The sequence below is a fragment of the Lacinutrix jangbogonensis genome, from assembly GCF_000797445.1.
Classification (GTDB): Bacteria; Bacteroidota; Bacteroidia; order Flavobacteriales; family Flavobacteriaceae; genus Lacinutrix; species Lacinutrix jangbogonensis.
In genome coordinates this window covers 51,519-76,881 of sequence record NZ_JSWF01000028.1, presented here as the reverse complement: position 1 = coordinate 76,881, position 25,363 = coordinate 51,519, and the positions used below count along the sequence as shown (strand labels likewise).

At 32.2% G+C, this 25,363-nt stretch carries 27 protein-coding genes and 1 tRNA gene; 21 read left to right on the top strand and 7 right to left on the bottom strand.

The genetic code is table 11. The annotated features are described in order from the left end of the window. Nucleotides 1-42 precede the first annotated feature (42 nt). On the bottom strand, nt 43-837 hold the full coding sequence (locus RH82_RS09355) for a TerB family tellurite resistance protein (RefSeq protein WP_034060173.1): 795 nt from the start codon (nt 835-837) through the stop codon (nt 43-45). 283 nt (nt 838-1,120) lie between these two features. Between RH82_RS09355 and RH82_RS09350 the strand changes: the two genes are divergently transcribed. The 6 genes from RH82_RS09350 (at nt 1,121) to RH82_RS18180 (ending at nt 5,845) form a co-directional block, all read left to right on the top strand. Next, a complete protein-coding gene (locus RH82_RS09350) occupies nt 1,121-1,531 on the top strand; it encodes a BrxA/BrxB family bacilliredoxin (protein ID WP_034060170.1) in 411 nt (136 codons plus the stop codon). Between the two features lie 110 nt (nt 1,532-1,641). Further along, complete coding sequence (locus tag RH82_RS09345; RefSeq protein WP_034060167.1) at nt 1,642-2,379, top strand: lysophospholipid acyltransferase family protein; 738 nt, start codon at nt 1,642-1,644, stop codon at nt 2,377-2,379. Between the two features lie 4 nt (nt 2,380-2,383). Continuing rightward, nucleotides 2,384-3,370 carry an acyl-ACP desaturase gene (locus RH82_RS09340; RefSeq protein ID WP_034060164.1) on the top strand — a complete coding sequence of 329 codons (987 nt, stop codon included), beginning with the start codon at nt 2,384-2,386 and terminating at the stop codon, nt 3,368-3,370. 1 nt (nt 3,371) lies between these two features. Continuing rightward, nucleotides 3,372-4,028: an HD domain-containing protein gene (locus RH82_RS09335; protein WP_034060162.1), complete on the top strand. Its 657-nt coding sequence runs from the start codon at nt 3,372-3,374 to the stop codon at nt 4,026-4,028. 241 nt (nt 4,029-4,269) lie between these two features. Further along, complete coding sequence (locus RH82_RS09330; protein WP_034060159.1) at nt 4,270-4,938, top strand: hypothetical protein; 669 nt, start codon at nt 4,270-4,272, stop codon at nt 4,936-4,938. Nucleotides 4,939-4,951: 13 nt separating this feature from the next. Next, nucleotides 4,952-5,845, top strand: coding sequence for a CPBP family intramembrane glutamic endopeptidase (locus tag RH82_RS18180; RefSeq protein ID WP_081979231.1), 894 nt, complete (start codon nt 4,952-4,954; stop codon nt 5,843-5,845). Nucleotides 5,846-5,849: 4 nt separating this feature from the next. Here RH82_RS18180 and RH82_RS09320 read toward each other — a convergent pair whose 3' ends face one another. The 5 genes from RH82_RS09320 to hemH all read right to left on the bottom strand — a co-directional run bounded on the left by RH82_RS09320 (nt 5,850) and on the right by hemH (nt 10,162). Beyond that, nucleotides 5,850-6,632, bottom strand: coding sequence for an enoyl-CoA hydratase/isomerase family protein (locus RH82_RS09320; protein WP_034060153.1), 783 nt, complete (start codon nt 6,630-6,632; stop codon nt 5,850-5,852). 4 nt (nt 6,633-6,636) lie between these two features. Then, the gene (locus RH82_RS09315; RefSeq protein WP_034060150.1) at nt 6,637-8,088 is read right to left on the bottom strand and encodes a sensor histidine kinase; all 1,452 of its coding nucleotides are present in this window, start codon (nt 8,086-8,088) and stop codon (nt 6,637-6,639) included. Continuing rightward, nucleotides 8,085-8,468: a hypothetical protein gene (locus RH82_RS09310; protein WP_034060149.1), complete on the bottom strand. Its 384-nt coding sequence runs from the start codon at nt 8,466-8,468 to the stop codon at nt 8,085-8,087. Before RH82_RS09310 ends, RH82_RS09315 begins: the two co-directional genes overlap by 4 nt. A 111-nt stretch (nt 8,469-8,579) precedes the next feature. After that, the gene (locus tag RH82_RS09305) at nt 8,580-9,128 is read right to left on the bottom strand and encodes a CopD family protein (RefSeq protein ID WP_034060147.1); all 549 of its coding nucleotides are present in this window, start codon (nt 9,126-9,128) and stop codon (nt 8,580-8,582) included. A gap of 2 nt (nt 9,129-9,130) precedes the next feature. Beyond that, complete coding sequence (hemH, locus tag RH82_RS09300; RefSeq protein WP_034060144.1) at nt 9,131-10,162, bottom strand: ferrochelatase; 1,032 nt, start codon at nt 10,160-10,162, stop codon at nt 9,131-9,133. Nucleotides 10,163-10,348: 186 nt separating this feature from the next. Between hemH and RH82_RS18820 the strand changes: the two genes are divergently transcribed. Genes RH82_RS18820 through RH82_RS09290 form a run of 3 tightly spaced genes read left to right on the top strand, consistent with a single transcriptional unit; the run spans nt 10,349 to nt 14,405 of the window. Beyond that, a complete protein-coding gene (locus RH82_RS18820) occupies nt 10,349-12,343 on the top strand; it encodes a TraB/GumN family protein (RefSeq protein ID WP_241148032.1) in 1,995 nt (664 codons plus the stop codon). After that, entirely contained in the window at nt 12,307-13,821 is a 1,515-nt protein-coding gene (locus RH82_RS18815; protein ID WP_241148031.1) for a hypothetical protein, read from the top strand. The genes RH82_RS18820 and RH82_RS18815 overlap by 37 nt, the downstream gene beginning before the upstream one ends. 8 nt (nt 13,822-13,829) lie before the next feature. Then, nucleotides 13,830-14,405 (top strand): hypothetical protein, encoded by a 576-nt coding sequence (locus tag RH82_RS09290; RefSeq protein WP_034060142.1) that lies wholly within the window; start codon nt 13,830-13,832, stop codon nt 14,403-14,405. Here the strand turns inward: RH82_RS09290 and RH82_RS09285 are convergent. Further along, nucleotides 14,402-15,304 (bottom strand): helix-turn-helix transcriptional regulator, encoded by a 903-nt coding sequence (locus RH82_RS09285; RefSeq protein WP_052158285.1) that lies wholly within the window; start codon nt 15,302-15,304, stop codon nt 14,402-14,404. The two genes, RH82_RS09290 and RH82_RS09285, sit on opposite strands and share 4 nt — an antisense overlap. A 177-nt stretch (nt 15,305-15,481) precedes the next feature. On the opposite strand from RH82_RS09285, the gene hemA reads away from it, so the two are divergent. From hemA to RH82_RS09230, 12 genes are all read left to right on the top strand, one after another. After that, nucleotides 15,482-16,741: a glutamyl-tRNA reductase gene (gene hemA / locus RH82_RS09280; RefSeq protein ID WP_034060139.1), complete on the top strand. Its 1,260-nt coding sequence runs from the start codon at nt 15,482-15,484 to the stop codon at nt 16,739-16,741. Continuing rightward, entirely contained in the window at nt 16,734-18,317 is a 1,584-nt protein-coding gene (gene hemC / locus RH82_RS09275; RefSeq protein ID WP_034060137.1) for a hydroxymethylbilane synthase, read from the top strand. The genes hemA and hemC overlap by 8 nt, the downstream gene beginning before the upstream one ends. Nucleotides 18,318-18,417: 100 nt before the next feature. Further along, nucleotides 18,418-18,504 (top strand) — tRNA-Ser (locus tag RH82_RS18390). A 162-nt stretch (nt 18,505-18,666) separates the two neighbouring features. Continuing rightward, nucleotides 18,667-19,698, top strand: a complete 1,032-nt coding sequence (hemE, locus tag RH82_RS09270) for a uroporphyrinogen decarboxylase (RefSeq protein WP_034060134.1) — start codon at nt 18,667-18,669, stop codon at nt 19,696-19,698. 85 nt (nt 19,699-19,783) lie between these two features. Then, complete coding sequence (locus RH82_RS09265) at nt 19,784-20,539, top strand: EI24 domain-containing protein (RefSeq protein ID WP_034060131.1); 756 nt, start codon at nt 19,784-19,786, stop codon at nt 20,537-20,539. Nucleotides 20,540-20,551: 12 nt separating this feature from the next. Then, entirely contained in the window at nt 20,552-21,085 is a 534-nt protein-coding gene (locus tag RH82_RS09260) for a GNAT family N-acetyltransferase (protein ID WP_034060129.1), read from the top strand. Between the two features lie 6 nt (nt 21,086-21,091). Beyond that, a complete protein-coding gene (locus tag RH82_RS09255) occupies nt 21,092-21,439 on the top strand; it encodes a 5-carboxymethyl-2-hydroxymuconate Delta-isomerase (protein ID WP_034060127.1) in 348 nt (115 codons plus the stop codon). A gap of 6 nt (nt 21,440-21,445) precedes the next feature. Beyond that, a complete protein-coding gene (gene hemF, locus RH82_RS09250) occupies nt 21,446-22,348 on the top strand; it encodes an oxygen-dependent coproporphyrinogen oxidase (RefSeq protein WP_034060124.1) in 903 nt (300 codons plus the stop codon). A 1-nt stretch (nt 22,349) separates the two neighbouring features. Continuing rightward, entirely contained in the window at nt 22,350-22,739 is a 390-nt protein-coding gene (locus tag RH82_RS09245) for a YchJ family protein (RefSeq protein WP_034060123.1), read from the top strand. A gap of 6 nt (nt 22,740-22,745) precedes the next feature. Then, nucleotides 22,746-23,735 (top strand): porphobilinogen synthase, encoded by a 990-nt coding sequence (gene hemB / locus RH82_RS09240; protein ID WP_034060120.1) that lies wholly within the window; start codon nt 22,746-22,748, stop codon nt 23,733-23,735. Nucleotides 23,736-23,763: 28 nt separating this feature from the next. Continuing rightward, nucleotides 23,764-24,873, top strand: a complete 1,110-nt coding sequence (locus RH82_RS09235) for a CNNM domain-containing protein (protein WP_034060117.1) — start codon at nt 23,764-23,766, stop codon at nt 24,871-24,873. Next, entirely contained in the window at nt 24,873-25,349 is a 477-nt protein-coding gene (locus RH82_RS09230) for a methylated-DNA--[protein]-cysteine S-methyltransferase (RefSeq protein ID WP_034060116.1), read from the top strand. The genes RH82_RS09235 and RH82_RS09230 overlap by 1 nt, the downstream gene beginning before the upstream one ends. Nucleotides 25,350-25,363 lie beyond the last annotated feature (14 nt).

The window sequence follows — 25,363 nt, the reverse complement described above, 5'->3', positions numbered from 1 at the left end:
CCTAAAAAATGTAGTAATAATTCGTCAATGCAAGGAAGTAGTTTAGAATTTACGTTCCTTTTGCAACTGCTCGTAGGCTTTTTGTACTTCTTTAAACTTTTCTTCTGCTCCTTTTTTATGTTCTTCTCCTAAGTGTTCAACTTTATCTGGATGGTATTTTTTAGCCATTTTTCTATAGGCTTTCTTTACCTCGCTGTTAGTTGCCGATTTAGTGATTTCTAAAATTTTATAAGCATTTTCGCTACTATTGTAAAACATCGCTTTTATACTACTATAATCGCTTGAACTTACACCAAGGTAACCTGCAATGGTAAATATTTGACGTTCTTCGTCTTCGGTTACCATACCATCTGCTTTAGCTATACCAAACAAAAAGTGCATTAATTGTAACCGAGAGGAGTGATCCATCATTTGACGTATTTGCATACAAACTTGACGCAATGGTACGGTTTGTTGGCTCACTCTTTTAAACAAATCGAAAGCTTTGTTGGCTCTGTCTTTGCCATACATACTAACAAATTGTTTGCGTACAAAATCAAGTTCGCGCTGGTCTTGTATACCATCTGCTTTTATAACTACTGTTGCTAACACCAGTAAACTCACCTCAAAATCTCCCGATGTCGTTTCGCTTCTACGTTGCCGTTGTGTTCTATGATTAGATGGCCTGCGTTGCTGTCCTCCTCTTGTTTGTTGCGACGCGCCTCCACCTAAAAGAGAACCACTTTTTCCAGAAGAAAAAGCATCTCCTAAACTTCCTAATGCTAGTCCTATTATTGCACCTATTGGCCCTCCAAAAGACCAACCTAATGTGGCACCAATCCATTTTAATCCGCTCATGTATTACGCTTTAATTTTAAGAAATGTAAATATAATACTTTGTTAGTTCTCGAAAACTTTATTTTGTTACGACTATTAGCTACCAAACACGTTAAGAATAGAATATTTCAAATAGGCCAATTCAAGCTCTGTGTTTCACTCCTTTTCTTTTTATCAAAAAACGAATCATGATAGCCTGACCTTATGACATCATAAATGTTATAAGGGAACACCATAATAATATTTGCACAGTTTTTGATTAACTTTGCACAAAAGAAATATTAATATAAAATTTTAAAAAGATATGTATCCAGCAGAATTAGTAAAACCTATGAGCGAAGATTTAACAAACGCAGGTTTTGAAGCATTACATACAGCAGCGTCTGTAGACGAGGCTATTAACAAAGAAGGAACAACATTGGTAGTTGTAAATTCGGTTTGTGGTTGTGCAGCAGCAAATGCTCGTCCAGGTGCAAAAATGAGTTTAAAAAATGATAAAAAACCTACAAATATTGTAACTGTTTTTGCAGGTGTAGATAAAGAAGCTGTTGACCAAGCAAGAGGTCATATGGTACCTTTTCCTCCAAGTTCACCATGTATGGCTTTGTTTAAAAATGGCGAATTAGTACACATGCTAGAACGCCATCACATTGAAGGTCGTCCAGCAGAATTAATTGCAGAAAACCTTGTTGATGCTTATAACGCACATTGCTAGTAAGAATTATACTCCAAGAGTATTAAAATAATAGTTTCAAAGCTAATTATTGTATAAAATCACGTTTTTTAAACGTGATTTTTATATTTTTGGAAGATCGTATATTTAAAATGAGAAAACTTGTAGCATACCCTTTAACATGTATTTACTTCCTATTTTTTGGGTTATCTCTACTTGTTTTTCATCCAATCCAATGGTTTTGTTTTAATGTCTTGGGCTATAAAGCGCATAAAAAAAGTGTTGATCTCCTACAATTTTTTTTAATGCGTTGCCTAAATTTTTTAGGTAATCGGCATACCTTTATAAATCCTTATAAATTAGACACTTCTCAACCTGTAATAATTGTTTCTAACCACCAAAGCATGGCAGATATACCACCAATTATGTGGTATTTTAGAAAGCATCATGTAAAGTTTGTAAGTAAGAAAGAATTAGGAAAAGGTATTCCAAGTGTCTCTTATAGTTTACGTCATGGAGGTTCAGCTTTAATAGAACGAAAAAATCCAAGACAAGCCATGGTCGCTATTAGAAAGTTTGGAGATTACATAGAATCTACAAATCGCGCTGCTGTTATTTTTCCAGAAGGCACTAGAAGTCGAGATGGTAAACCAAAACCATTTCAAACTAAAGGCTTAGAAACCCTTATAAAATATATTCCTAGCGCTGTAATTGTGCCATTAACCATTAATAATTCGTGGAAAACTTTACGCTATGGTAAATTTCCAATGGGAATAGGAAACCACCTCACTTTTAATGCTCACAAACCAATTATAGCAAATGATTTTAGTTCTACTGAAGCACTAATGTCGTATTTAGAATCAACAATAAAAAACAGTATTAAACTATAAAAATATGTCATTAAAAAATATAAGATTAGAAGTGATGTCGTTTTTAGAAAAAGACGTAGAATCGTTAATAGAAAAATATTTAATTCCTGTTGAAAAAATTTGGCAACCGTCGGATTTTTTACCAAATTCTGAAGGACCAAACTTTTTAGAAGAGGTAAAAGAAATAAGAGAACTTTCAAAAGAGTTGTCATACGACTTATGGGTGGTTTTAGTAGGAGATATGATTACCGAAGAAGCCCTACCAAACTACGAGTCTTGGTTAATGAATGTTGAAGGTGTCGATCAAGGTGATAGAAACGGTTGGTCAAAATGGATTAGACATTGGACTGCCGAAGAAAACAGACATGGAGATGTGCTAAACAAATATTTATACCTTTCTGGTCGTGTAAATATGAATGAAATTGAGCAAACCACACAACATCTTATTTCTGATGGTTTTGATATTGGAACAGCTCATGATCCTTATAAAAACTTTGTTTACACTAGTTTTCAAGAATTAGCAACTTATGTTTCTCACAATCGTGTTGCTAAGCTTGCAAAACAAAAAGGCAATAAACAATTGTCTAAAATGTGTAAAATTATTGCTGGGGACGAAATGAGACACCATCATGCATATAGCGAATTTGTAGAGCGTATTTTTGCTGTAGATCCAAGCCAGATGATGTTAGCGTTTCATTATATGATGAAACAAAAAATTACAATGCCGGCTCATTTTTTAAGAGAATCTGGAGGTCAAATTGGTTCTGTTTTCGAAGAGTTTTCTAATACTGCACAACGTATTGGTGTATATACTTCTTTAGATTATATAGATATTCTTGAGAAACTAACTAAACGTTGGGAAATAGATAAAATCACAGGCCTAACAGATGAAGCTGAAAAAGCTCGTGATTACTTAATGAAATTACCATCAAGAATGTTACGTATAGCAGACAGAATGAAGATTCCAGAAAATTCTTATCAATTTAAATGGGTTGAACCTGCAAAATTATAGTATGTTAAACCATACTTTAATAGAAGCTACCAAAATATTTGTAAAAAAAGAACTTGCTGATGCTGAAGGTGGACACGATTGGTTTCATATTGAACGTGTTTACAATAACTGCCTACTTCTATCTAAAGGTGAAGCTGTAAATACAGAAATAGTTGCCTTAGGTGCTTTGCTCCATGATATTGCAGATAGTAAATTTCACGATGGAGATGATACTGTTGGACCAAGAAAGGCCAGAGCGTTTCTTGAAAACGAAGATGTTGATTCTTCTGTAATTGCCCATGTAATAGCCATTATTAAAAACATATCTTTTAGTTCTAATATTGGAAAAACAAACGCTTTTAACTCTTTAGAATTACAAGTTGTCCAAGATGCAGATAGGCTAGATGCCATTGGGGCTATTGGTATTGCGCGAGCTTTTAATTATGGAGGATTTAAAAACAGAGCCATTTACAATCCAGATATTAAGCCAAATCTAAATATGACCAAAGCGGAATATAAAGAATCTACTGCTCCAACAATTAATCACTTTTACGAAAAACTATTGATTTTAAAAGATACCTTGAACACCAAGTCTGGGAAGCGAATAGCTACAGATAGGCATTTGTATATGGAGGATTTTTTAGAGCAATTTTTTTCTGAAGTTAATGGTAAAAAGTGAGTTTTTTCAAAATGGTTTTCCATAAATTTTAATGAATTACGGTTTTTACCGTAATGAAAAATGGGCAAAAAGTCGCTTTTCGATGAAATGCACAAAATCAGCAAAATAATTTTGTTAAGTCGTTTTTTTTTTAGCATTGTCTAGATTTAAAAATTAATGTTAAAAAGTCTGCATTATTTTTCAATCTAAATCGCGCGATGATTTTATAAAAAACAAGACCTGAATAATTAAATTTTACAAAATGAAAAAAATAAATCTTTTACAAGTTTTTTTACTTGTGTTTAGCATATCTTTTTTGACTACTGGTTGTTCAAATGAGGAAACAGATACCGAAAACCCACGTAAAGACTTATCTTTTGAAGAAAGCTTAAAAATAGACAGAGAAGGAATACTATCAATTGAAGACAATACTTACTTAGTCTTTAAAGATAAAAAAAGCAGGAAGTTTAGCAATGAAAAATTTAATTACGATATCATTAGTAATATAAAATCAGAATTGAAACACCAAAATAAAAATGAAGATGGAACAATTGTCTTATATAATAATTTAGATAATACAGAGACATTAACATTTTTTAACATTCAAGTAATTGATGATTATACAATGGTTTTTAGTGTGTTAGCAAGCAATGGTGATGAATTACATAATTTAACATATGAATCTGAAACTATTTTAACTGAAGAGGATATAAATTCTAAACAGTATTGTTGGGCTTGTCTTGAAATTGTTGTTGGTATATTTGTAGATGTTGTTATTGATGGTATTACATCAGGTGGAATGGATATGACTCAAATTTGCTTAGGGCAAATTACTGCTTGTTATCAATCTGGTGGTACTCCAACAAACATGCAGGCATCATCAAGTTGGCTTGGTGGAGATAGTTGTAGTTTAGATTGTATTCCAAATTAATGACTTATAAGTCATACAAAAAAAATGGCTATTAAGTCTAGGATTAATTTCTTTAATCTTAGGCATAATAGCCTTATACATTTCTCAAACTTTTCCTATCTCAGAAAGTGTTAAACCAACTAGCCAACTTTATAGCATTCCTTTCGCAATTCTCATATTAGTTGCTGTTATTGTTGCTCCAATATTAGAAGAAATTACGTTTCGTGGATATTTTATAAAAAATAAAATTATAAAATGGTTCTCAATAATTGTAATAACGACTTTGTCTGTAATAAGCAATAACATAGCTTTAAAAATATTACTAATAGTTTACATTATATTTTTAATATATAACAATTCAAAAAAGAATAAATTTAGTCTTAATATTTTAATAATATTAAATGCATTAGTCTTTTCATTAGTACATTTAAACAACGATTATTTAAATAATATCGAATTTATATTTGCTCCTCTTTTTATAAGGTTTGCAATGGGCTTATTTCTAGTTTGGATCTGTATTAATTTTAATATAATAAAATCTATGATTTTTCATGCTTTATGGAATTTTGTTCCGTTAATTTTATTAAGTTATGCTTTGTTTTTTCCTAATACAGAAGTCAATTACTTTGAAAATGGTGATTTACAGGTAACATGGAGCAGAGTCAGCAAATCTTCATCAAAAGTTAATATTTATCCTTTAGGTAAAAAAAACGTGCTATTTTCTAAAAGTAGCGAAGCTCTTTTCTTATTGAAATCTCTTGAATGGAGTAAGAATAAAAATGATAGTATCTGCAGTTATAAACCAACAGAACCATACATGAGTTATAAATTTGACATTAAACTAAAAGATACTATTAATAAATCTAAAGATTTACATAAAAAAATTGAAACGTTTTTAATTGAATCTAAATTGGTTGAAAAGAATTAGAGACTTATTTCCCAGGAAACTGAGCTTTACGTTTTTCTAAAAAAGCGGTCGTACCTTCCGTAAAATCTTCGGTTCCAAAACAATTTCCAAACTGTTCTATTTCTGTTTCATAACCATTAATGCCATCTTTATAATTTGCATTTACTGCTTGTATTGCTTTACTAATAGCAACAGAAGAATTTCGCATTATTTTACTTGCTATTTTTATTGCTAATGGTATTAACTCGTCTTGAGAAACTACGTGGTTTACTAGGCCGTAATCTTTAGCTGTATTTGCATCTATCATTCCAGCGGTCATTATTAATTCCATAGCGCGCCCTTTGCCAACTAATTGTGGTAAACGTTGTGTTCCACCATAACCAGGAATAACACCTAAAGACACTTCTGGTAATCCCATTTTAGCGTTATCGCTAGCTATTCTAAAATGTGCTGCCATTGCTAATTCTAATCCTCCGCCAAGTGCAAAACCATTTACAGCTGCAATAACTGGAGTACTTAAATTTTCTACAAAATCGAATAATAACTCTTGTCCTTTTGCGGATAGTTTTCCACCGTTTTTAACGTTGAAATTAGCAAATTCGCTAATATCTGCTCCAGCAACAAATGCTTTTTCGCCACTTCCTGTAATGATTATTACTTTAACTTTTTTATCATTATTTGCAGCTTTAAAAGCTTCGTGAAGCTCTTCTATAGTCGCTTTATTTAAAGCGTTCAATTTTGAAGGTCTATTTATTGTTATGGTAGTTATACCATTCTGGCTTGCTGAGAGTATGTTTTCGTAATTCATAATTTTAGTGTATTGGAAAAGCTACTGTAAAAATTGTGCCCTTATCCTTTTCTGATACAAAGGTAATTGTTCCATCGTAAGTTTCCACAATATTTTTAACCATTGGAAGGCCTAGTCCCATTCCGCTAGATTTTGTTGTGAATTTAGGTTCAAAAATTTTAGGTTTATTTTCTTCGGAAACACCAATTCCATTATCTGAAACAGTAATTTTTATGATTTCATTTTCTTCGGATACATTTACAATTATCTTAGGCTGTTTTCCTTCAGGAATGGCTTGAATACCGTTTTTAATCAAATTAGTAACTACTCTAATAAGTTGTGTTCTATCAAATTTTGCGATAATTTCTTTTTTATCAGATTGAAATGTGATGTAATCTTCGCTAAAAATGTCAAGTGTTAAATCGACAACTTCAACAACATTAAGCAATTCGTTTTTTTGAGCTGGCATTTTTGCAAAGTTTGAAAAAGCGCCTGCAATAGAACTCATCGTATCTATTTGCTGAATTAAAGTCTTAGAATATTCATCAACTTTTTGATGAATATTCTCATCTTCAGGGTTAAATTTTCGTTGAAAACTTTGAACCGTTAATCGCATTGGAGTCAACGGGTTTTTAATTTCATGAGCGACTTGTTTTGCCATTTCTCGCCAAGCCTGCTCGCGCTCACTTGTTGCTAATTGGACAGCACTTTCCTCTAGATCATCTATCATTCCATTATAAGAATCTACAAGCGTAGCAATTTCTTCGCTAGTTCCAGAAATTACAATTTTTTCGTTACGTTTTTCTAAACGTGTGGCACTCATCTTCTCACTAATAGCTTTAATTGGTTTTGTAATGTATCGCGACAAGAAAAAGGCCAGTGCAACTGCCATTAGCATAACAACTAAAGAAGTATAAGTTAAGCGCGCTAAAAACTCATTAAGTTCCTTTGCAAGAAAATCGTCATTCTCTAAATATGGCAAATTAATGATTGCTAAATCTTTATATTTTAGATCTGTAATGTAACGGTATGAAGACCTAAAGGTTTCTTCTCCTTCTTCTCTTCTTTCCTCGTAGCGATGTTCTGCAGTATTAGATAAGGTGTTTAAAACATCCGGTTCCAAACACTTTTCGGTAACCTCTTGCTTTATATCTGCTTTCGAAGAAATGAGCAACGCACCTTCAAGGTCGTATAGGTTAATTTGAATGTTGTGCACTTCAGAAACTTCGTAAATTTTCTTTTTAAAGATCAATGGAACATTTTGTGTGGTCACCGGAAAAGTAGTTTCACGAATAACGAAGTCTAAACTTCTTATAATTGCTGTTTCTTTTCTATCTAAACGCTGTTTGTGGTAATCTTGGGTTTCTTCGTTATATTGATAAATAGCTACTGCTGCAATTAAAATTGACGATAGCAATACCATCAAAATCATAGCTATGAATATTCTGGTTCGTAAAGACAGCTTTTTTAATTTCATAATGCTTTTCTGTTTTTACGTTTAGCTTTTCTTTCTTGCTTCTTTTTGAATTTTAAATATTTGTGATGTGCTTTTATAGTCTGATTATCTATAAATCCATTTGCTTTTAACTTGTAACCTAAGTCTAATAATTCTTTTTGATACGCTATAAACTTAGCCTTTTCTATATCTGTTTTTCTAACGTCGTAAACTTGTATTCCGCTTGATTGTTTTCCGTTGGAATTATTGCAATCAATTTCTTTTAGCTCAATTGGCTTTTCATAATAAAAGGCACGACTATAACACTTTCCATGTTTTAGATTGTTTGGCGAAACTAAACTCTGGGATATTGCACTACTAAACGTGAAGAATATAACTACTGTAATTAACAAGAACCTCATAAATCAAATTTTCTTAAATATAGCAATAATCAAACCAAAAATACTCAGCGTAAATTCCAAATTCTAATAATAGTTTTTGGGATTTAGATGTTGAAATTTGGGTTTTTCATTTTAAGCTTCTGGGTTTTTATTTCTAATAGTCTTATAAACCTTAAAACCCAACATTAAAAGTAGTCCCAAAGCAAAAATGCCAGCAACTCCAAAAATCCAATTAAACGCACTTTTTAAAAGCACTAAAAAGATAACGGCAAAAAGAATAAACGTCGCGCCTTCGTTCCATAAACGCATAAAATTAGAAGATTTTTTTACAACATTGTTTTGTAATTGATTAAAGTAAACGTGAGTTTGCAAATGATAAATAATAAGCAGAACAACGAAACCAAGTTTTACTTGCATCCAATCGTTTTGTAAAATATAAGGATTTAAATAGAGTAATATTAAACCAAATAACACTGCTAAAATAGCAGAAGGCCAAGCGATAATTGACCATAAACGTTTTGCCATTAATTTTAATTGTTTACCTAATATTTCTTTTTCAGGTGATGGTTTATAAGAGGCTTCAATTTGATATACAAAGAGTCTTGGAATGTAAAACAAGCCTGCAAACCATGTAATTACAAAAATAAGATGCAGTGCTTTTATGTAATTATAGTATTCCATAATTAAACTTCAACTGTAGCTTTGGACCATTCTTTAATCCATTTTGCTAATAACGCGACCCATGCTTCGTTGGCATTTAAACAGGGTATTGTTGTAAAATCTTTTCCGCCTACTTCATGAAAAATTTCCTCACCTTCCATAGCAATTTCTTCTAAGGTTTCTAAACAATCGCTAACGAATGCAGGCGTTGCAATAGCCATTGTTTTAACACCTTTTTTACCCAAACGTTCGATAGTTCTATCCGTATAGGGCTGCAACCAAGGATCGAAACCTAAACGCGATTGAAAAGATGTAGAATAAGTGTCTGGTTCTAATTTTAAATACTCACCAACTAAACGCGTGACCTCTTTACATTGGTGTCTATAGCAAAACTCATGAGCTTTACTTGCTGTTTCACAGCAACTACCATCTATTTTACAATGCGATTTTGTGATGTCACTTTTACGAATATGTCGCTCTGGAATACCATGATAAGAAAATAATAGGTGTTCGTATTCTTTATCTTTTAAGTCCTCTTTTATGCTATTTGCTAAAACAGAAATGTAATCTGGGTTGTTATAAAATGGTTTTAAAGACTCAATTTTTAACTGCGGAAAGAACTCTGAACGTATTTCTTCGGCTAAAACTAAAATAGTTTCGGTTGTAGCCATTGCAAATTGTGGATATAATGGAATTAAGAATACTTCGTCACAACCTTTATCTACCAATTCTTGCAACCCTTTTTTAATGGTCATACTTCCATAACGCATAGCTAGTGCCACTGGAAATTCTAGTTGTTCTTGTACTTTTTCTTGTAATTGTTCAGACAAGACTATTAATGGCGAACCGTTTTCCCACCAAATCTTTTTATATGCTTTAGCAGATGTTTTTGGTCGTGTATTTAAAATAATACCCTTAACGAGTAATGTTCTGGCCCAAAGTGGCACGTCTATAACGCGCTCATCCATTAAAAATTCGCCTAAATATTTTTTTACATCTTTAGGTTCTGGGCTTTCTGGTGATCCTAAATTTACGAGTAGTGTTCCTTTCATCAATACTTTCTTTTTTCATTTCCGCTAAGGCGAAAAATCTTCATTTTTCTTTTTTACAAAAATACAATACTAAAACATATTAAACCAAAGATAAAAACGTTGCTTATGTTATAAGCAAGTTAAAATTCTATATTTTACTGTAAGTTTCAACGAATTAAATATATTTACTATTCCCTTAATATTAAATAAATGCAAAAAATACTTCTAATACTTTTTCTATTTATCGGGTTTACATGTGTTTCTCAAGAGCAAGAACAAAGTTTACTTTGGGAGATTTCTGGTAATGGTTTACAAAAATCATCTTACATCTATGGCACTATGCATGTTAGTAAAAAGGTGGCTTTTAGGTTAGACGATGTCTTTTTTGATGCCTTAGCAAAAAGTGATGTTATTGCACTAGAAAGTGATCCATCAACCTGGTTAGACCATAGTTATGAAACCGTGATTTTATCACCTCAAAACTTTAGCGGCAACTATAAAGATGGATTCTACTCGTCTAAATTTAGCTTAAAACACCCAGACGAATTGTTAATTAGAGGCGCTATTCGCCAAGACAATCGTATGCTTAATGGTTATTTATATAGAAAAAGTTCGCGTTCAGACAATTTTGAAGAAGAAACCTATCTTGATCTATTTATTTACCAAGCTGGAAAAAAGAAAAACAAACCTATTGTAAGTCTCGAAGATATAGAAGAAGCAGAATATTTAACTACAAAAGCCAGCACAAACGCTTACAAGAAAAAAATAGATCCTTGGTTAACGGAAATTTATGAAAAGAAAAGCCCGTATTTGCTACAAGAAAACACATATCGCGAACGTAATTTAGCACTTTTAGATTCTATTGGCGAAGCATCGAACACAGCCTATTTTAGAGAAAATATGCTTTACATTCGTAATGATAATATGGTAAAAGTTTTAGATAGTATTATCCAAAACCAATCTGTATTTGCTGGAGTTGGGGCTGCGCATTTACCTGGTGAACGTGGCATGCTAAAATCGCTTAAAAATAAGGGTTATACCGTAAAAGCTTTGCTAAGTGACCAAACACTAAACGGTCAAACAAAAAAACAATCTATAGAAGATTTTATTGCACCTCCCGCTTTAAAAGAATATACTACTGCAGATGGTTTTTTAACTATGAATAGTTTTAGCGACTTAAAAGAATTTTTCTATAACGGACAAAAATTCTCTGTTTCTCCAGACATGACCAATGGTGCTTTTTTAACCATTAGCCGTTTTAATCTCTTCGATTATTTGCCATCTGAAGATGATATTACTTTAGATCGCTTAGATAATTTTCTGTTCGAAGATATTCCAGGAGATATTATTTCAAAAGAAAAAATAACAACACCTTTCCCTGGTTTAAGTATTTTAAATAAAACAAAAAAAGGGGATTACCAGAAATACCATATTTATAAAACACCTTTAGAGGTAATCATAATAAAATTTGGAGGACCTAAAAATTATGTTTTAGACTACCAAAAAGAGGTGTTCGAATCTATTCGTTTTAAAACGCCTTCAAAAACGCTAGAAACGTTTAAATCTCCTTATGGCAAATATGAAGTGCGTTTTCCTAAATTCAACACACAGGACAATCTTAAAAACGCTGGTAACAAATTAATTCAAGGCACTATTGGAAACGATTATTACTTTGTAAAGGAATCTGTAAATCAAGACACCTATTATATTGAAGAAGATGCCTTTGAAGCCAAATACATTGCAGAAAGTTTTTTTAAAGATTTAAAAATCAAAGACAATATGTCTGGTAAATTTAACAATGGAAAGTATAAAAGCTACGAGGCTATTGCAATATTCGATTCGGTTTCAAAAAGGAAAATACATTTAAAAACCATTGTAAAAGATGGTAGTTATTATTTGTTGGGTTATTCAGGAAATCAAAAAGACAAAGCTGACGCTTTCTTTAGTTCTTTTAAATTTAATGAAACAATATACGACGGCTTTGAAATTAAAACCGATACATCGCTTCATTTTACTGTATTAACAAACACTAAACCCGTAATTTCTAGATATAATAGGTACAACAAAAAAAGAAAAAAGACTACCAAGCAACAACCAAGCACGCAAGTTATTATTCTAAAGCAAATGAGCAGGTTTTTGTTAATCGAACCAAGTTTCACGACCTTCAGATGTATAGTAATATTGATAGTTTGTGGCAAGAAATAGACGATTCGAGATTACCAAAATATAAAAGTGATGCTACTAAACCATTTAAAATTGGTAATAAGAAAAAAACAAAGAAAGACAATATTTACACGTACAGGTACACACTTACAGATTCGCTTAGTGCAAAATCTATAAAAGTGAAGCATATTCTTAAAAAAGGAGTGCTCTTTACAATTAAATCTTTAAACGATTCTATAACCAAACCATCACCTTTTATCACAAACTTTTATGAGACATTTAAACCTATAGACACTATGATGGGAGCAACTGTTTTAAAAGATAAAACACAACAGTTTTTTGAAGCACTAAAAAAAGACGACAGTATTGTTATAGATACTTACGATTTATTAAAATTCAATACATCGCATACCAATACCATTATGGAGTTGCTTAAAAATTTCGACTTTCCAGAAAACAAAGAAAGCATTAAAACAGATTTAATTAGTGAACTTATGTTGTTGAACGCCACTAAAGCCTTACCTTTTTTAAAGGATTTATATGCTAACTCTTATTCTGATCCAAAAATTCAAACAAGCATTTTAAAAGCATTGTTAAATAAAAAAGAAGAGAAATATTACAAAGATGTTTTGGCATTAATGCGAAAAGATTTGCCACTAGAACAATATGCTCTAAAGTCTCTTTTCTATACTTACAAAGACTCTTTAGAACTTAAAAAAGAGTTGTTTCCTGAACTTTTAGAATATACTAGTGTTCAAGAATATAAAGAACCCATTTACAATTTATTAGCACGATTAAAAGACAGCAGTATTATAAAACCTAAAGACTATAAAAAGCACAAAAAAGCTATTATTAACGATGGAAAAATTGAAATTAAACGCAGTTTAAGTCAGAAATCTGGTTACAGCTCTAGAAACAGCTCACTGTATAGTTATGTAAAACTAATTTTTCCTTTTAGAAAAGAATCGCTAGCTGAAGGGTTTTTCGATAAGCTTATCGATTGCGAAAACGCTGAAGCATTAACAACCTATTATGTGCTTTTAGAAAAAGCAAAAGAACAAATCCCAATAAAACTTAAAAACAAAACATTAGACGAATATAAAAACCAAGCCCTATTAGTTGATAAACTATACGCTTTAGGTATTAAAAATCCATATTTATCAAAGGAAATTACCCAACTAAAATATGCTAAATCGCATCTATTTAGCACTGTAAAAATTGAAACAGGTAGAGATTCTATTTCTTTTTTAGCCGAAAAACAGTTTAAAACAGACAGTGGTAAAAAAGGAACAATCTACTTTTTTAAAGTGGATACAAAAAACGATTATGGAGATTCTAAAAAACTATATTATGCTGCATTTTTAGAACCAAAAAAACAAAACGAATTGGTTACAGCTATTTATTTCCAATCTGGTTATAATGGAAAGAGTATGGATGAAAACAAAAAAGAAGATGAGCTTATCGAGGACATTTTAGAATTTGTTAGGTATAAGGCGCGAAAGCGCATTAATTTGAGGTAACATATAATTTGAAAGCTGCAAAAACATATCTAAAAGGGCAATCTGTATTCATTATTTCGATAATTGTTATTCTACTCACGATTCTCACTGTTTATATAAACGGTCAAAATCATGAGCGTTCTATTACATCTAATTTTTATATTTCGTTAGCAATAATTGGAACTGTTTTATTTCTATTTATGACTTATGGCCTCTATAAAGGAATAGGGCTTAAGGATAATTTTCCAAATTTTAAAAGTTATGAAGTCGGAAATCATATTCCTTCTTCTGGAGAAATACCAGCTATCCCAATTTTTGAAGGTGGAGATGGAATAGGTGGGTTTATAATGTCAGTCTTAGTTTGGATAGGAATGACAATATTGATTTTTTTATTACTTATTCTATTAGAAATCGCTTTTTGGTTTACACTATTTATAATAATTATGATGCTATACTGGTTGTTTTTTAGAGCATTAAAATTAGTATTTACTAAAGCAGCGATTACACAAGGAGATATTCGAATTTCTGCACTTTACGGCTTAGGATATTCTATATTATATTTGGGTTGGATATTTATAATCGTGTTTATAGCTCAAAAATTCTAACCAATCGACTGCACGTACTTTTTAGGAGTTGTACCATACTTCTTTTTAAAAGCCGCTATAAAATGACTCGACGTACTATAACCCACTTTCAAACCCACTTCATTAACGTTATGTGTTCCAGATTCTAATAATTTTCTGGCAACTTCCAATTTATAATCTAACAAAAAGCTAAAAACAGAGTCTCCATAAATTTGCTTAAAACCTTCCTTAAGTTTCTTAAGCGTCAATCCAATTTCGTCTGCTAATTCTTGTAAACTTGGTGGCTCTGCCATTCTAGAAATAACAATATCCTTAGCCTTTCTAATCTTTAATACATTAGATTCATCCACTAAAAATGGACATTGCTCTATATCTGCATCTTCATTTCTATTAAAATACAAACTCAAAACCTCATAAGCTTTAGCTTTAAAATAGATGTTTTTAATTGAAGCGTTTAAGTTGTAATTCACCAATTGGTTTAAGGCAATTGCCATAGAAGGCGAAATTTTACCGTCTTTATAATATTTTTTATCGCGATTATCTTCACTTAAAAATGTAATATAATCTGCTTCTTGAGAAAACAAACCATGAAATTTTTTAATCGAAATTAACACCGAAACTAACCAAGAATTAGGTTTTACTTCTAAATGTATTGGTAAATCGCGTTGCGGATTATACAATAAAAGAGAGGTTTCTTCAGCGACATTTAAAGTATAATTACCACTATTAAATAAAAACTGACTTTCGCCTTTTATGCAAAAATGAAACTGAATAAAGCTACTGTCTATCTCTCGCTCGATAGTCTTAACTCCCTGTGTATCATTTTGATGCGTTAAAATAAAAACACCATCGTCTGCGCGTGTTTCTACAAAAAAACCTTTAGCGTTACTTTTATCTATATTATTTTCCGAATTCAGCATAACTCTATTTAGATTTGTTCTAAACTACAACATGAATAACTCTTGTAGTTACAGCAAATATAACCCTTTTGAATATTTAAAATAAAAAACAACGCCAAAAAACCACAAGCGATACTATTAGTTCTTTTAGCGTTGTTTTATAGCATAATGAGATATTATTTTTGCTAACGCTAGATTATGAAAGAATATCACATTTCAAAAGGTTCAACATTTTACGCCATTGGCTTAAGCTATAAAAAAGCTGATGCCAAAATTCGTGGTCATTTCAGTTTAAGCGATGAGGCCAAATTAAATTTGCTTAACCAAGCTAAAACCACTGGTGTTGAAAGCTTAATAGTGACTTCTACATGCAACAGAACCGAGATTTATGGTTTTGCAGAACATCCTTTTCAACTCATTCAATTACTTTGTGATAATACAAAAGGCACTGTTGAAGAGTTTCAAAAAGTGGCTTACGTTTATAAAAATAAAGATGCTATTTCACATCTATTTCGCGTTGGTTCTGGTTTAGATAGTCAGATTTTAGGCGATTTCGAGATTATAAGTCAATTAAAAACAGCTGCAAGAATTTCAAAAAAACATGATTTACTTAATCATTTTATAGAAAGGTTAGTAAATGCAGTAATTCAAGCAAGTAAACGTATAAAAACAGAAACCGATATTTCTTCTGGTGCAACCTCTGTATCATTTGCATCTGTACAATACATAATGAAACATGTAGAGCGTGTTACCGATAAAAATATTTTACTTTTCGGAACGGGAAAAATAGGAAGAAACACCTGTGAAAATTTAGTTAAACATACTAAAAACGAACAAATAACATTAATTAATAGAACTAAAGATAAAGCAGAAGTAATTGCAGGGAAATTTAATTTAATTGTAAAAGATTATGCCAATCTTCAGGAAGAAATAAATGTTTCAGATATTTTAATTGTTGCGACAGGTGCACAAAATCCAACAATTGATAAGCACATTATCCAGTCTAAAAAAGAATTACTAATACTAGACTTATCAATCCCGAAGAATGTAGACGAAAACGTTCAAGAATTAAACAATGTTAAGCTAATACATTTAGATGATTTATCGCAAATGACCGATGAAACATTAGAAAAAAGAAAACTACAAATTCCGTTAGCCGAAACTATTATTAAAGAAGTAAATACAGAATTTAACAGCTGGTTAGAAACCAGAAAATTCGCACCTACAATCAAGGCTTTAAAAAGTAAATTGCAAGACTTTAAAAAGTCTGAATTAGATACACAGCGTAAAAAAATTACAGATTTTAACGAAGAACAAGCCGAGTTAATTAGTAATAAGCTCATTCAAAAAATAACCAATCACTTCGCGCATCATTTAAAAGACGAAGCAATTTCTACCAACGATAGCCTGGAACTTATTCAAAAAGTGTTTCAGTTAGAACCAATAACAAATGTCTAGAATAATAAGAATTGGAACTCGAGATAGTGAGTTAGCGCTTTATCAAGCCAAAGCTGTAAAACAACAGTTAGAACATTTAGGTCATAAAACTGTATTAGTTCCTCTAAAGTCTACAGGTGATATTGTTTTAGACAAACCATTGTACGAACTTGGTATTACTGGGATTTTTACTAGAACTTTGGATATTGCCATGTTAAATGGTGACATTGATATTGCTGTGCATTCTTTAAAAGATGTACCAACAGTTTTACCAAAAGGTATTGTGCAAGCCGCAGTTATGAAACGTGGAAATGTACGTGATACATTGGTTTACAAAACAACAGAGGAATTTTTTGGTGGTCGTGAAGCGGTAATTGCAACAAGTAGTTTACGTAGAAAAGCACAGTGGTTAAACCGTTATCCAACGCATACTATCGAAGATATTCGAGGTAATGTGATTACGCGTTTAGAAAAATTAGACGAGACAGAACATTGGAATGGAGCAATTTTCGCTGCAGCTGGTCTTGGTCGTTTAGATATACGTCCTGAAACTTCAGATAATTTAGAATGGATGGTTCCTGCTCCAGGACAAGGTGCTATTATGACAACTGCACTTGAAGAAGATGAAGAACTAATAGCTATTTTAGCAGAAATTAATGACGAAGAAACAGAAATTTGTACACAAATAGAACGTGAATTTTTAAACCGATTAGAAGGAGGCTGTACTGCTCCAATTGGTGCTCTATGTTATATAAAAGATGAAGAAATATACTTCGAAGGTATTTTATTAAGCCCAAATGGAACTAAAAAAATAACTGTAGAACGCGTAAAAGCACTTGGCGAGCATCGCGATATGGCAGAATGGTGTGCAAACTACGTAATAGATAAAGGTGGGAAACGTTTAATGGATGCTATGAAGCAATCTAGCAAACCAACTAACATCTACTCTACCAAGTCATTTACAGAAGATCAACGTTTATTGTTTCACGAAAAAGTGAATACTAAAAGTAGTGATTTTGTTAAAATTAGTTTAAACCGAATTGCTCCAAGACTATTAAAAAACGAAATCGAAAACGTAATAATTACAAGTAAAAATGCTGTTGAAGCTTTACTTACAAACTTTTCGGCGATAGAATTACAATTTAAAAATATCTACTGTGTAGGACGTCGCACAAAACGTATGGTAGAAAAAAGAATTGGCGAAGTAAAACATAGCGAAAACAATGCTAAAAAATTAGCAGAGTATTTGGTTGAGTTTATGGATGGTAGCGAAGTAACTTATTTCTGTAGCGATTTAAGATTAGACGAATTGCCAACAATTCTAAAAGAAAACAATATTAAAGTTAAAGAAATTGAAGCCTATCAAACAAAGTTAGACAGCGTTAAAGTTGATGATTCTATAGAAGGTCTTATGTTTTATAGTCCATCTACAGTAAAAAGTTTCAAGCAAGAAAATACTGTAGAAAACAATATAATTGCTTTTTGTATTGGTGAAACCACTGCAAAAGAAGCGAGTAAACATTTTAAAGATATTAGAATTGCAAAAGTACCAACTGTTGAGAGTGTTATTGAGTTGGTAAATGAGCATTATGTATAATATTTAAGGTCTTTACTAGAAAATCTCATGATTTATAACAGATCATAAGTTGATTGCAACATCCCAAAAAAGGATTCGCGATGACAATTAAAATACAAATAGAGAGTTGACAGAGTGGTCGATTGTGCTACCCTGGAAAGGTAGTGTACTTGCAAAGGTACCAAGGGTTCGAATCCCTTACTCTCTGCTAAATAGTTTATGAGCACTATTATTTACAGAAACGTGGTAATCTCATAATTTTAACTATTAATAAGCAGATTGCAACATCTCAAATAATGGGATTAGCAATAACGGTTTAGGTCAAAATTAAGTTGAATTAAAAAAATCTCCATTTTCACGGAAAGTAAACATGATTAAAAACGATTTATTTTTAAGAGCATTAAAAGGAGAAACTGTAGAGCGTCCACCAGTTTGGATGATGCGTCAAGCAGGTCGTTATCTTCCAGAATTTATGGAAATAAAGGCTAAATACGATTTCTTTACACGTTGTCAAACTCCAGAATTAGCAAGTGAAATTACTGTGCAACCTATCCGCAGATATGGAATGGATGCCGCTATTTTATTCTGCGATATTTTAGTGATTCCACAAGCTATGAATATCGAGGTACAAATGAAACCAAATTTTGGACCTTATCTACCAAATCCTGTTCGTACTCAAAAAGATGTAGACAACGTAATTGTGCCAGACGTAAAAGAAAGCTTAAGTTACGTTTACGAAGCTATAAAAATGACTAAGGAAAAACTAAACGACGCTATTCCATTAATTGGTTTCGCAGGTTCTCCTTGGACAATACTTTGTTATTGTGTGCAAGGTCAAGGTTCTAAAAACTTTGATAAAGCAAAAGAGTTTTGCTTTACAAACCCTGTAGCTGCGCACCAATTATTACAAAAAATAACAGATACCACTATTGCATATTTAAAAGAAAAAGTAAAAGCAGGAGTAAATGCTGTGCAAGTATTCGATTCTTGGGGAGGCATGCTTTCTCCAGTCGACTATCAAGAATTTTCATGGCAATATATTCAGCAAATTATTGATGCTTTAAAAGAGGAAACACCAGTAATTGCATTTGGTAAAGGCTGTTGGTTTGCTCTTGGGGACATGGCAAAATCGGGAGCATCTGCATTAGGTGTCGATTGGACATGCTCAGCAAGAAACGCTCGTTATTTATCAGGAGGAAATATAACTTTACAAGGTAATTTTGATCCTACTCGATTGTTTTCACCGCCTTCAGAAATCAAAAAAATGGTACACCAAATGATTAATGAATTTGGTAAAGACAAATATATTGTAAATTTAGGGCATGGTATTTTACCTAACATACCGTTAGAAAATGCTAAAGCATTTATTGATGCCGTTAAAGAGTATAAAAGCCCATCTTAATCTTCACTTAATGAAGACGCTATTGAGGCTTCAAAACTCAAACATTTCAGTTTCCTTTCCTTGAGAAAGGGTTACGGATAGTATTATGATAAAAAACATACTAAACGGTATAAAAGCCTATATAGGAGCATTTGCACTAATTTCAAAATTAAAACTTTGGAAATACTTCTTAATCCCAATTATCATTAGTATTGTTACCGCGAGTATTATAAGTTTTTCAGCCTATGGATTATCAGATAATATTGGAAGGTTTATAGCAAAAATTTGGCCTTGGAAAAAAGGTTTAGACACTTTTACCTCAATTTCAAGTTATATTGGAGGTGCAATGATCATTATTTTAGGTTTCATGTTGTACAAGTATATTGTTATGGCATTGTCTGCTCCTTTTATGAGCCCAGTTTCAGAAAAAATTGAAACACATCTTACTGGAGCTCACAAACAAGAACACAGAATTACATCTTTTAAAGCACAACTCTGGAGAGGTATCCGTATAAATGTTCGTAATCTGTTTAAAGAACTATTACTTACTATTCCTTTAATTCTAATTAGTTTTATTCCTGTTATTGGTTTAATATCGTCTCTAATTATCTTTTTAGTACAAGCATTTTATGCAGGATTTGGAAATATGGATTACACTTTAGAACGTCATTTTAAATATGGTAAAAGCATTCAATTTGTTAAAAAAAATAAAGGTATCGCAATAGGAAATGGTATTGTATTTATGCTGTTTTTATTAATTCCTATTATAGGAATTATAATTGTGTTACCGCTGTCGGTAACCGCTGCAACTACCAAAACGGTAGAACTTATTAGAATTGAAAGTGAATTAATAAAAGAGTGAAATAAGTATATAATGATACAAGCGTTTAATGGTTTCGAAATAAACCCAATTCACCAAGGTGATGCTTGGAAGCTTTGCGATTTTATGATTGTAAATGCAGATCGCTTTAAACGCTATTTCCCCAACACATTAAAAGAGAATTTAAACCCAACATTATCACAGTTATTTGTGGAGACTAAATTGAGACAATTTAGTAATAAAGAGGTGTTTTTATTCACTTTAAAACATACTGAAACTCGAAAACTAGCAGCAATCGTTTACATTAAAGAATTAGACTGGTCTATTAAGAGAGGAGAGTTCGCTTACTGTATAGATTATAACTTTAAAGGAAATGGTCTTATAGCAAAAGCCATAGAAGCACTATCTAAACACGCGTTTACAACTTTAAAGTTACAAACACTACAAATTATAGTACATAAAGACAATTTACCAAGTATAAACGTTGGGTTAAACAATGGTTTTACTTGGCAAAAAACCTTACTAAAAGAATTTACTCCAAATGGCGAACAGCCCTTAGATATGGAGTTATATGAATTATATAAATAAACAATTATGCCGCATTTTGTAATAGATTGCTCAGAAGATATATTGAATGAAGTTGATCCAAAATCAATTTTAATTCAAGTTCATGAAACAGCAAGTAACAGTGCATTATTTGATGAAGCAGATATTAAAGTACGTCTGAACTCTTTTAAAGAAAACTATTTAGTTGGAGGAAAAAAAGAACCTTTTATTCATGTTTTTGCAAACATTATGGAGGGCAGAACTACAAATCAAAAATCTAGTCTATCTAAAGAAATTGTATCTGCATTAAAAACGTTATTTCCTAGCATTCCTTTTATTGCTATAAATATACGCGATTTTGAAAAGGCAACATATTGTAACAAATCAATGGTATAAACACTTATGAAAGACAAATTTTTCAACTATATACACGAATTACAAGACACCATAACGGCTGCTTTTGAAGCTATTGATGGTCAAGCTAAATTTCAAGAAGATGTCTGGAAACGACCGGAAGGTGGTGGTGGTCGAACGCGAGTTATCGAGAATGGCAATGTAATCGAAAAAGGAGGCGTGAATATTTCTGGTGTTCATGGCAAATTGCCAGATTCTATGCAAAAATATTTTGGTGTAGAAGATGCCGATTTTTTTGCCTGCGGACTAAGTTTAGTTATTCATCCAAAAAATCCTATGGTGCCAACCGTACATGCCAATTGGCGTTATTTTGAAATGTATGATAAAGATGGAAACATTGTAGACCAATGGTTTGGTGGTGGTCAAGACCTTACGCCTTACTATTTGTTCGATGAAGATGCAACTCATTTTCACCAAACGTGTAAAACGGCTTGCGACAAACATAATGCTGAATTTTATCCTAAATACAAAGCACGTTGCGACGACTATTTTTATAACTCGCATAGAAATGAAGGTCGCGGTATTGGTGGATTATTCTTCGATTATTGCAAAGCTTCAGAGGAGATGAGTATGGAAAACTGGTACAATTTTGTAACCGAAGTTGGTGATAGTTTTGTTTCTGCATATGGTCCAATAATGGAAAAAAGAAAAGATTTGAGTTATACTGAAGCGCAACGTAAATGGCAAGAAATACGTCGTGGTCGTTATGTAGAGTTCAATTTAGTACATGATAAAGGCACGCTTTTCGGTTTAAAAACAAATGGTAGAATAGAAAGTATTTTAATGAGTCTACCACCACATGTACAATGGGTTTACGACCATCATCCAGAAGTAGGAAGTGAAGAAGAGCGCTTGATTGAAGTATTAAAAAATCCAGTAGATTGGATTTAATATGAATTGCTACTGCGGAAATAATAAAACCTACAAGGATTGCTGTGAAGTGTTTCACCTAAACAATGGAAAAACAGAAACAGCACAACAACTTATGCGTTCTAGATATTGTGCATTTGTATTAGCAAAAGGTGACTATTTAATGCAGACGCACCATAGCACTACGAGACCGATAACAGAAAAAAAAGCGATTGTAAAATGGGCGAAATCTGTAGAATGGATAAAACTAGAAGTTCTAGAAACCACTAAAGGTTTAGAAAAAGATAAGGAAGGAACAGTAACATTTAATGCTTATTTTTATGAAAACGGAAACGTTGCTATTATTCATGAAAAATCAGCTTTTATAAAAGAAGAAGGGAAATGGTACTACTTAGGTAATGCTAAAAAATAAAATAATATGTATCCAATAAAAAGAAACCGAAGATTAAGAACCAACGAAGCTATAAGAAGTTTAGTACGCGAAACAATCATTTCACCAAACGACTTTTTAGTGCCATTATTTGTGGTTGAAGGTAAAGGTATAAAAGATGAAATCGCTTCGATGCCAAATTACTATCGCTTTAGCTTAGACTTATTAGAAGCTGAAATAAAAGCACTTTGGACACTAGGCTTAAAATCGGTTTTATTATTTGTAAAAGTACCAGATAATTTAAAAGATAATAAAGGAACCGAAGCACTAAATCCAAATGGGTTAATGCAACGTGCAATTAAAACAGTAAAAAATGTGTGTCCAGGAATGCTAGTGATGACGGATGTTGCATTAGATCCATATTCGTCTTTTGGTCACGATGGTATTATTGAAAACGGTCAGGTAGTAAACGATGATACTGTTGAAATTTTAGCCGAAATGAGTTTATCTCATGCTGAAGCAGGAGCCAATTTTGTTGCTCCAAGCGATATGATGGATGGACGTATTTTGGCCATTAGAGAAGCTTTAGAAGATGAAGGTTTTACAGATACTGGAATAATGAGTTATTCTGCTAAATATGCCTCTGCTTTTTATGGGCCTTTTCGAGATGCTTTAGACTCTGCTCCTGCTGCAGTAAAAGATGTTCCGAAAGATAAAAAAACATACCAAATGGATTATGCAAATCGTTTTGAAGCCATTCGTGAAACAGAAATGGATATCGACGAAGGTGCAGATATTGTTATGGTAAAACCTGGTTTATGTTATTTAGATATTGTTCGCGAAATTAAAAACGAAGTCGATGTTCCTGTTGCTGTATATCAAGTCTCTGGAGAATATTCAATGTTAAAAGCTGCAGCCCAAAAAGGTTGGCTAGATCACGACGCCGTTATGATGGAACAAATTACAGCCATTAAACGTGCTGGAGCAGATGTAATTGCAAGTTATTTTGCTAAAGATGTAGTAAAATTAATATCGTAAATTAGCAAACAACAAACTATAAAAATTAATGGGATTACTTTTATTCTACGGTATTATTTCAATATTCTTTTCTTTTATATGCTCCATCTTAGAAGCTGTTTTACTAAGTGTTACACCAACATTTATAAACGTTAAAAAGAAAGAAGGTAAAGCTTTTGCAATTGCTTTAGAAGCTTTAAAAAAGGATGTCGATAGACCACTAATTGCAATCCTAACTTTAAATACAATCGCGCATACCGTTGGTGCTATTTTAGTTGGTGTTCAAGCTAAAGTGGCTTATACCGAAATCTATGGTAGCGAAATAAAAACTTTTTTAGGGATTCAGTTTACAGAAGATATTATGGTTGGTGTTGTGTCTTCTATAATGACTATTTTTATTTTAGTTGCTTCAGAAATTATACCTAAAACCATTGGAGCAACCTACTGGAAAGGCTTAGCTAATTTTACAACTAAAGCGCTAAAGGTTTTAATTTTTCCACTAAAATGGACAGGCATTCTATGGTTATTACAATTAACCACTAAACTTATTGGTGGAAAAGGTCACCATGGCAGTGTTTTAAGCCGTGAAGATTTTCATGTAATGACAGATATGGCTCATGAAGAAGGTGTTTTTATAGAAAGCGAAAGTAAGGTTATAAAAAACCTTTTAACGTTTAAAGATATCATGGCTAAAAGCATTATGACGCCTAGACCAGTCATGAAATCGGAAAGCGACACCACTACTGTAGAAGACTTTTTTAATAAAAATCTAAACTTACGTTTTTCTCGAATTCCTATTTACACAGATACTGAAGACAATATAAAAGGTCTTGTTTTAAAAGACGAAATATTTAAAGAAATGGCTTTAGGAAATGGCTCTAAAAAGTTATCAGACTTAAAGCGAGATATTATTATTATTAATCGTGATATGGCTATTCCAAAGTTATTTGAACAATTAATAGAAACCAGAAACCATATGGCATTAGTTGTTGATGAATATGGAACCGTAAGTGGTTTAGTAACAATGGAAGATGTTATAGAAACTTTACTTGGTCTGGAGATTATGGACGAAAGCGATAACGTTAGCGATTTACAACAACAGGCTAGAAAAAATTGGGAAACTCGCGCTAAAAAACTAGGTATTATAGAAAATCAGTAATGGAAGAAATCTGCTATATCAATTCGCCTTTAGGTATCACCAAAATTGTTGGTGACCAAGATGGTATTGCTTCCATTTCGGTTTTAAATTCAGATGAAAAACCTTCGGATATTGTTCCTGAAGTTCTAGAAGAGTGTGTGCTTCAACTCAACGAATATTTTCAAGGCGATCGAAAGCAATTCAGTTTAAAATTAAATCCTAAAGGCACTGTTTTTCAAGAACGTGTTTGGGATGCCTTGCTAACCATTCCTTACGGCAAAACAACTTCTTACTTAAAATTATCTAGACAATTAGGAGACGAAAAAGCAATTCGTGCAGTTGCTAATGCCAATGGTAAAAACCCGCTTTGGATTATTGTGCCTTGCCATCGCGTTATTGGTAGCGATGGGAGTTTAACTGGTTACGCAGGAGGATTGTATAGAAAACAATGGTTGTTGGAACATGAAAGTCCGTATAAACAACAATCGCTATTTTAAATTCTTTTGAAAAA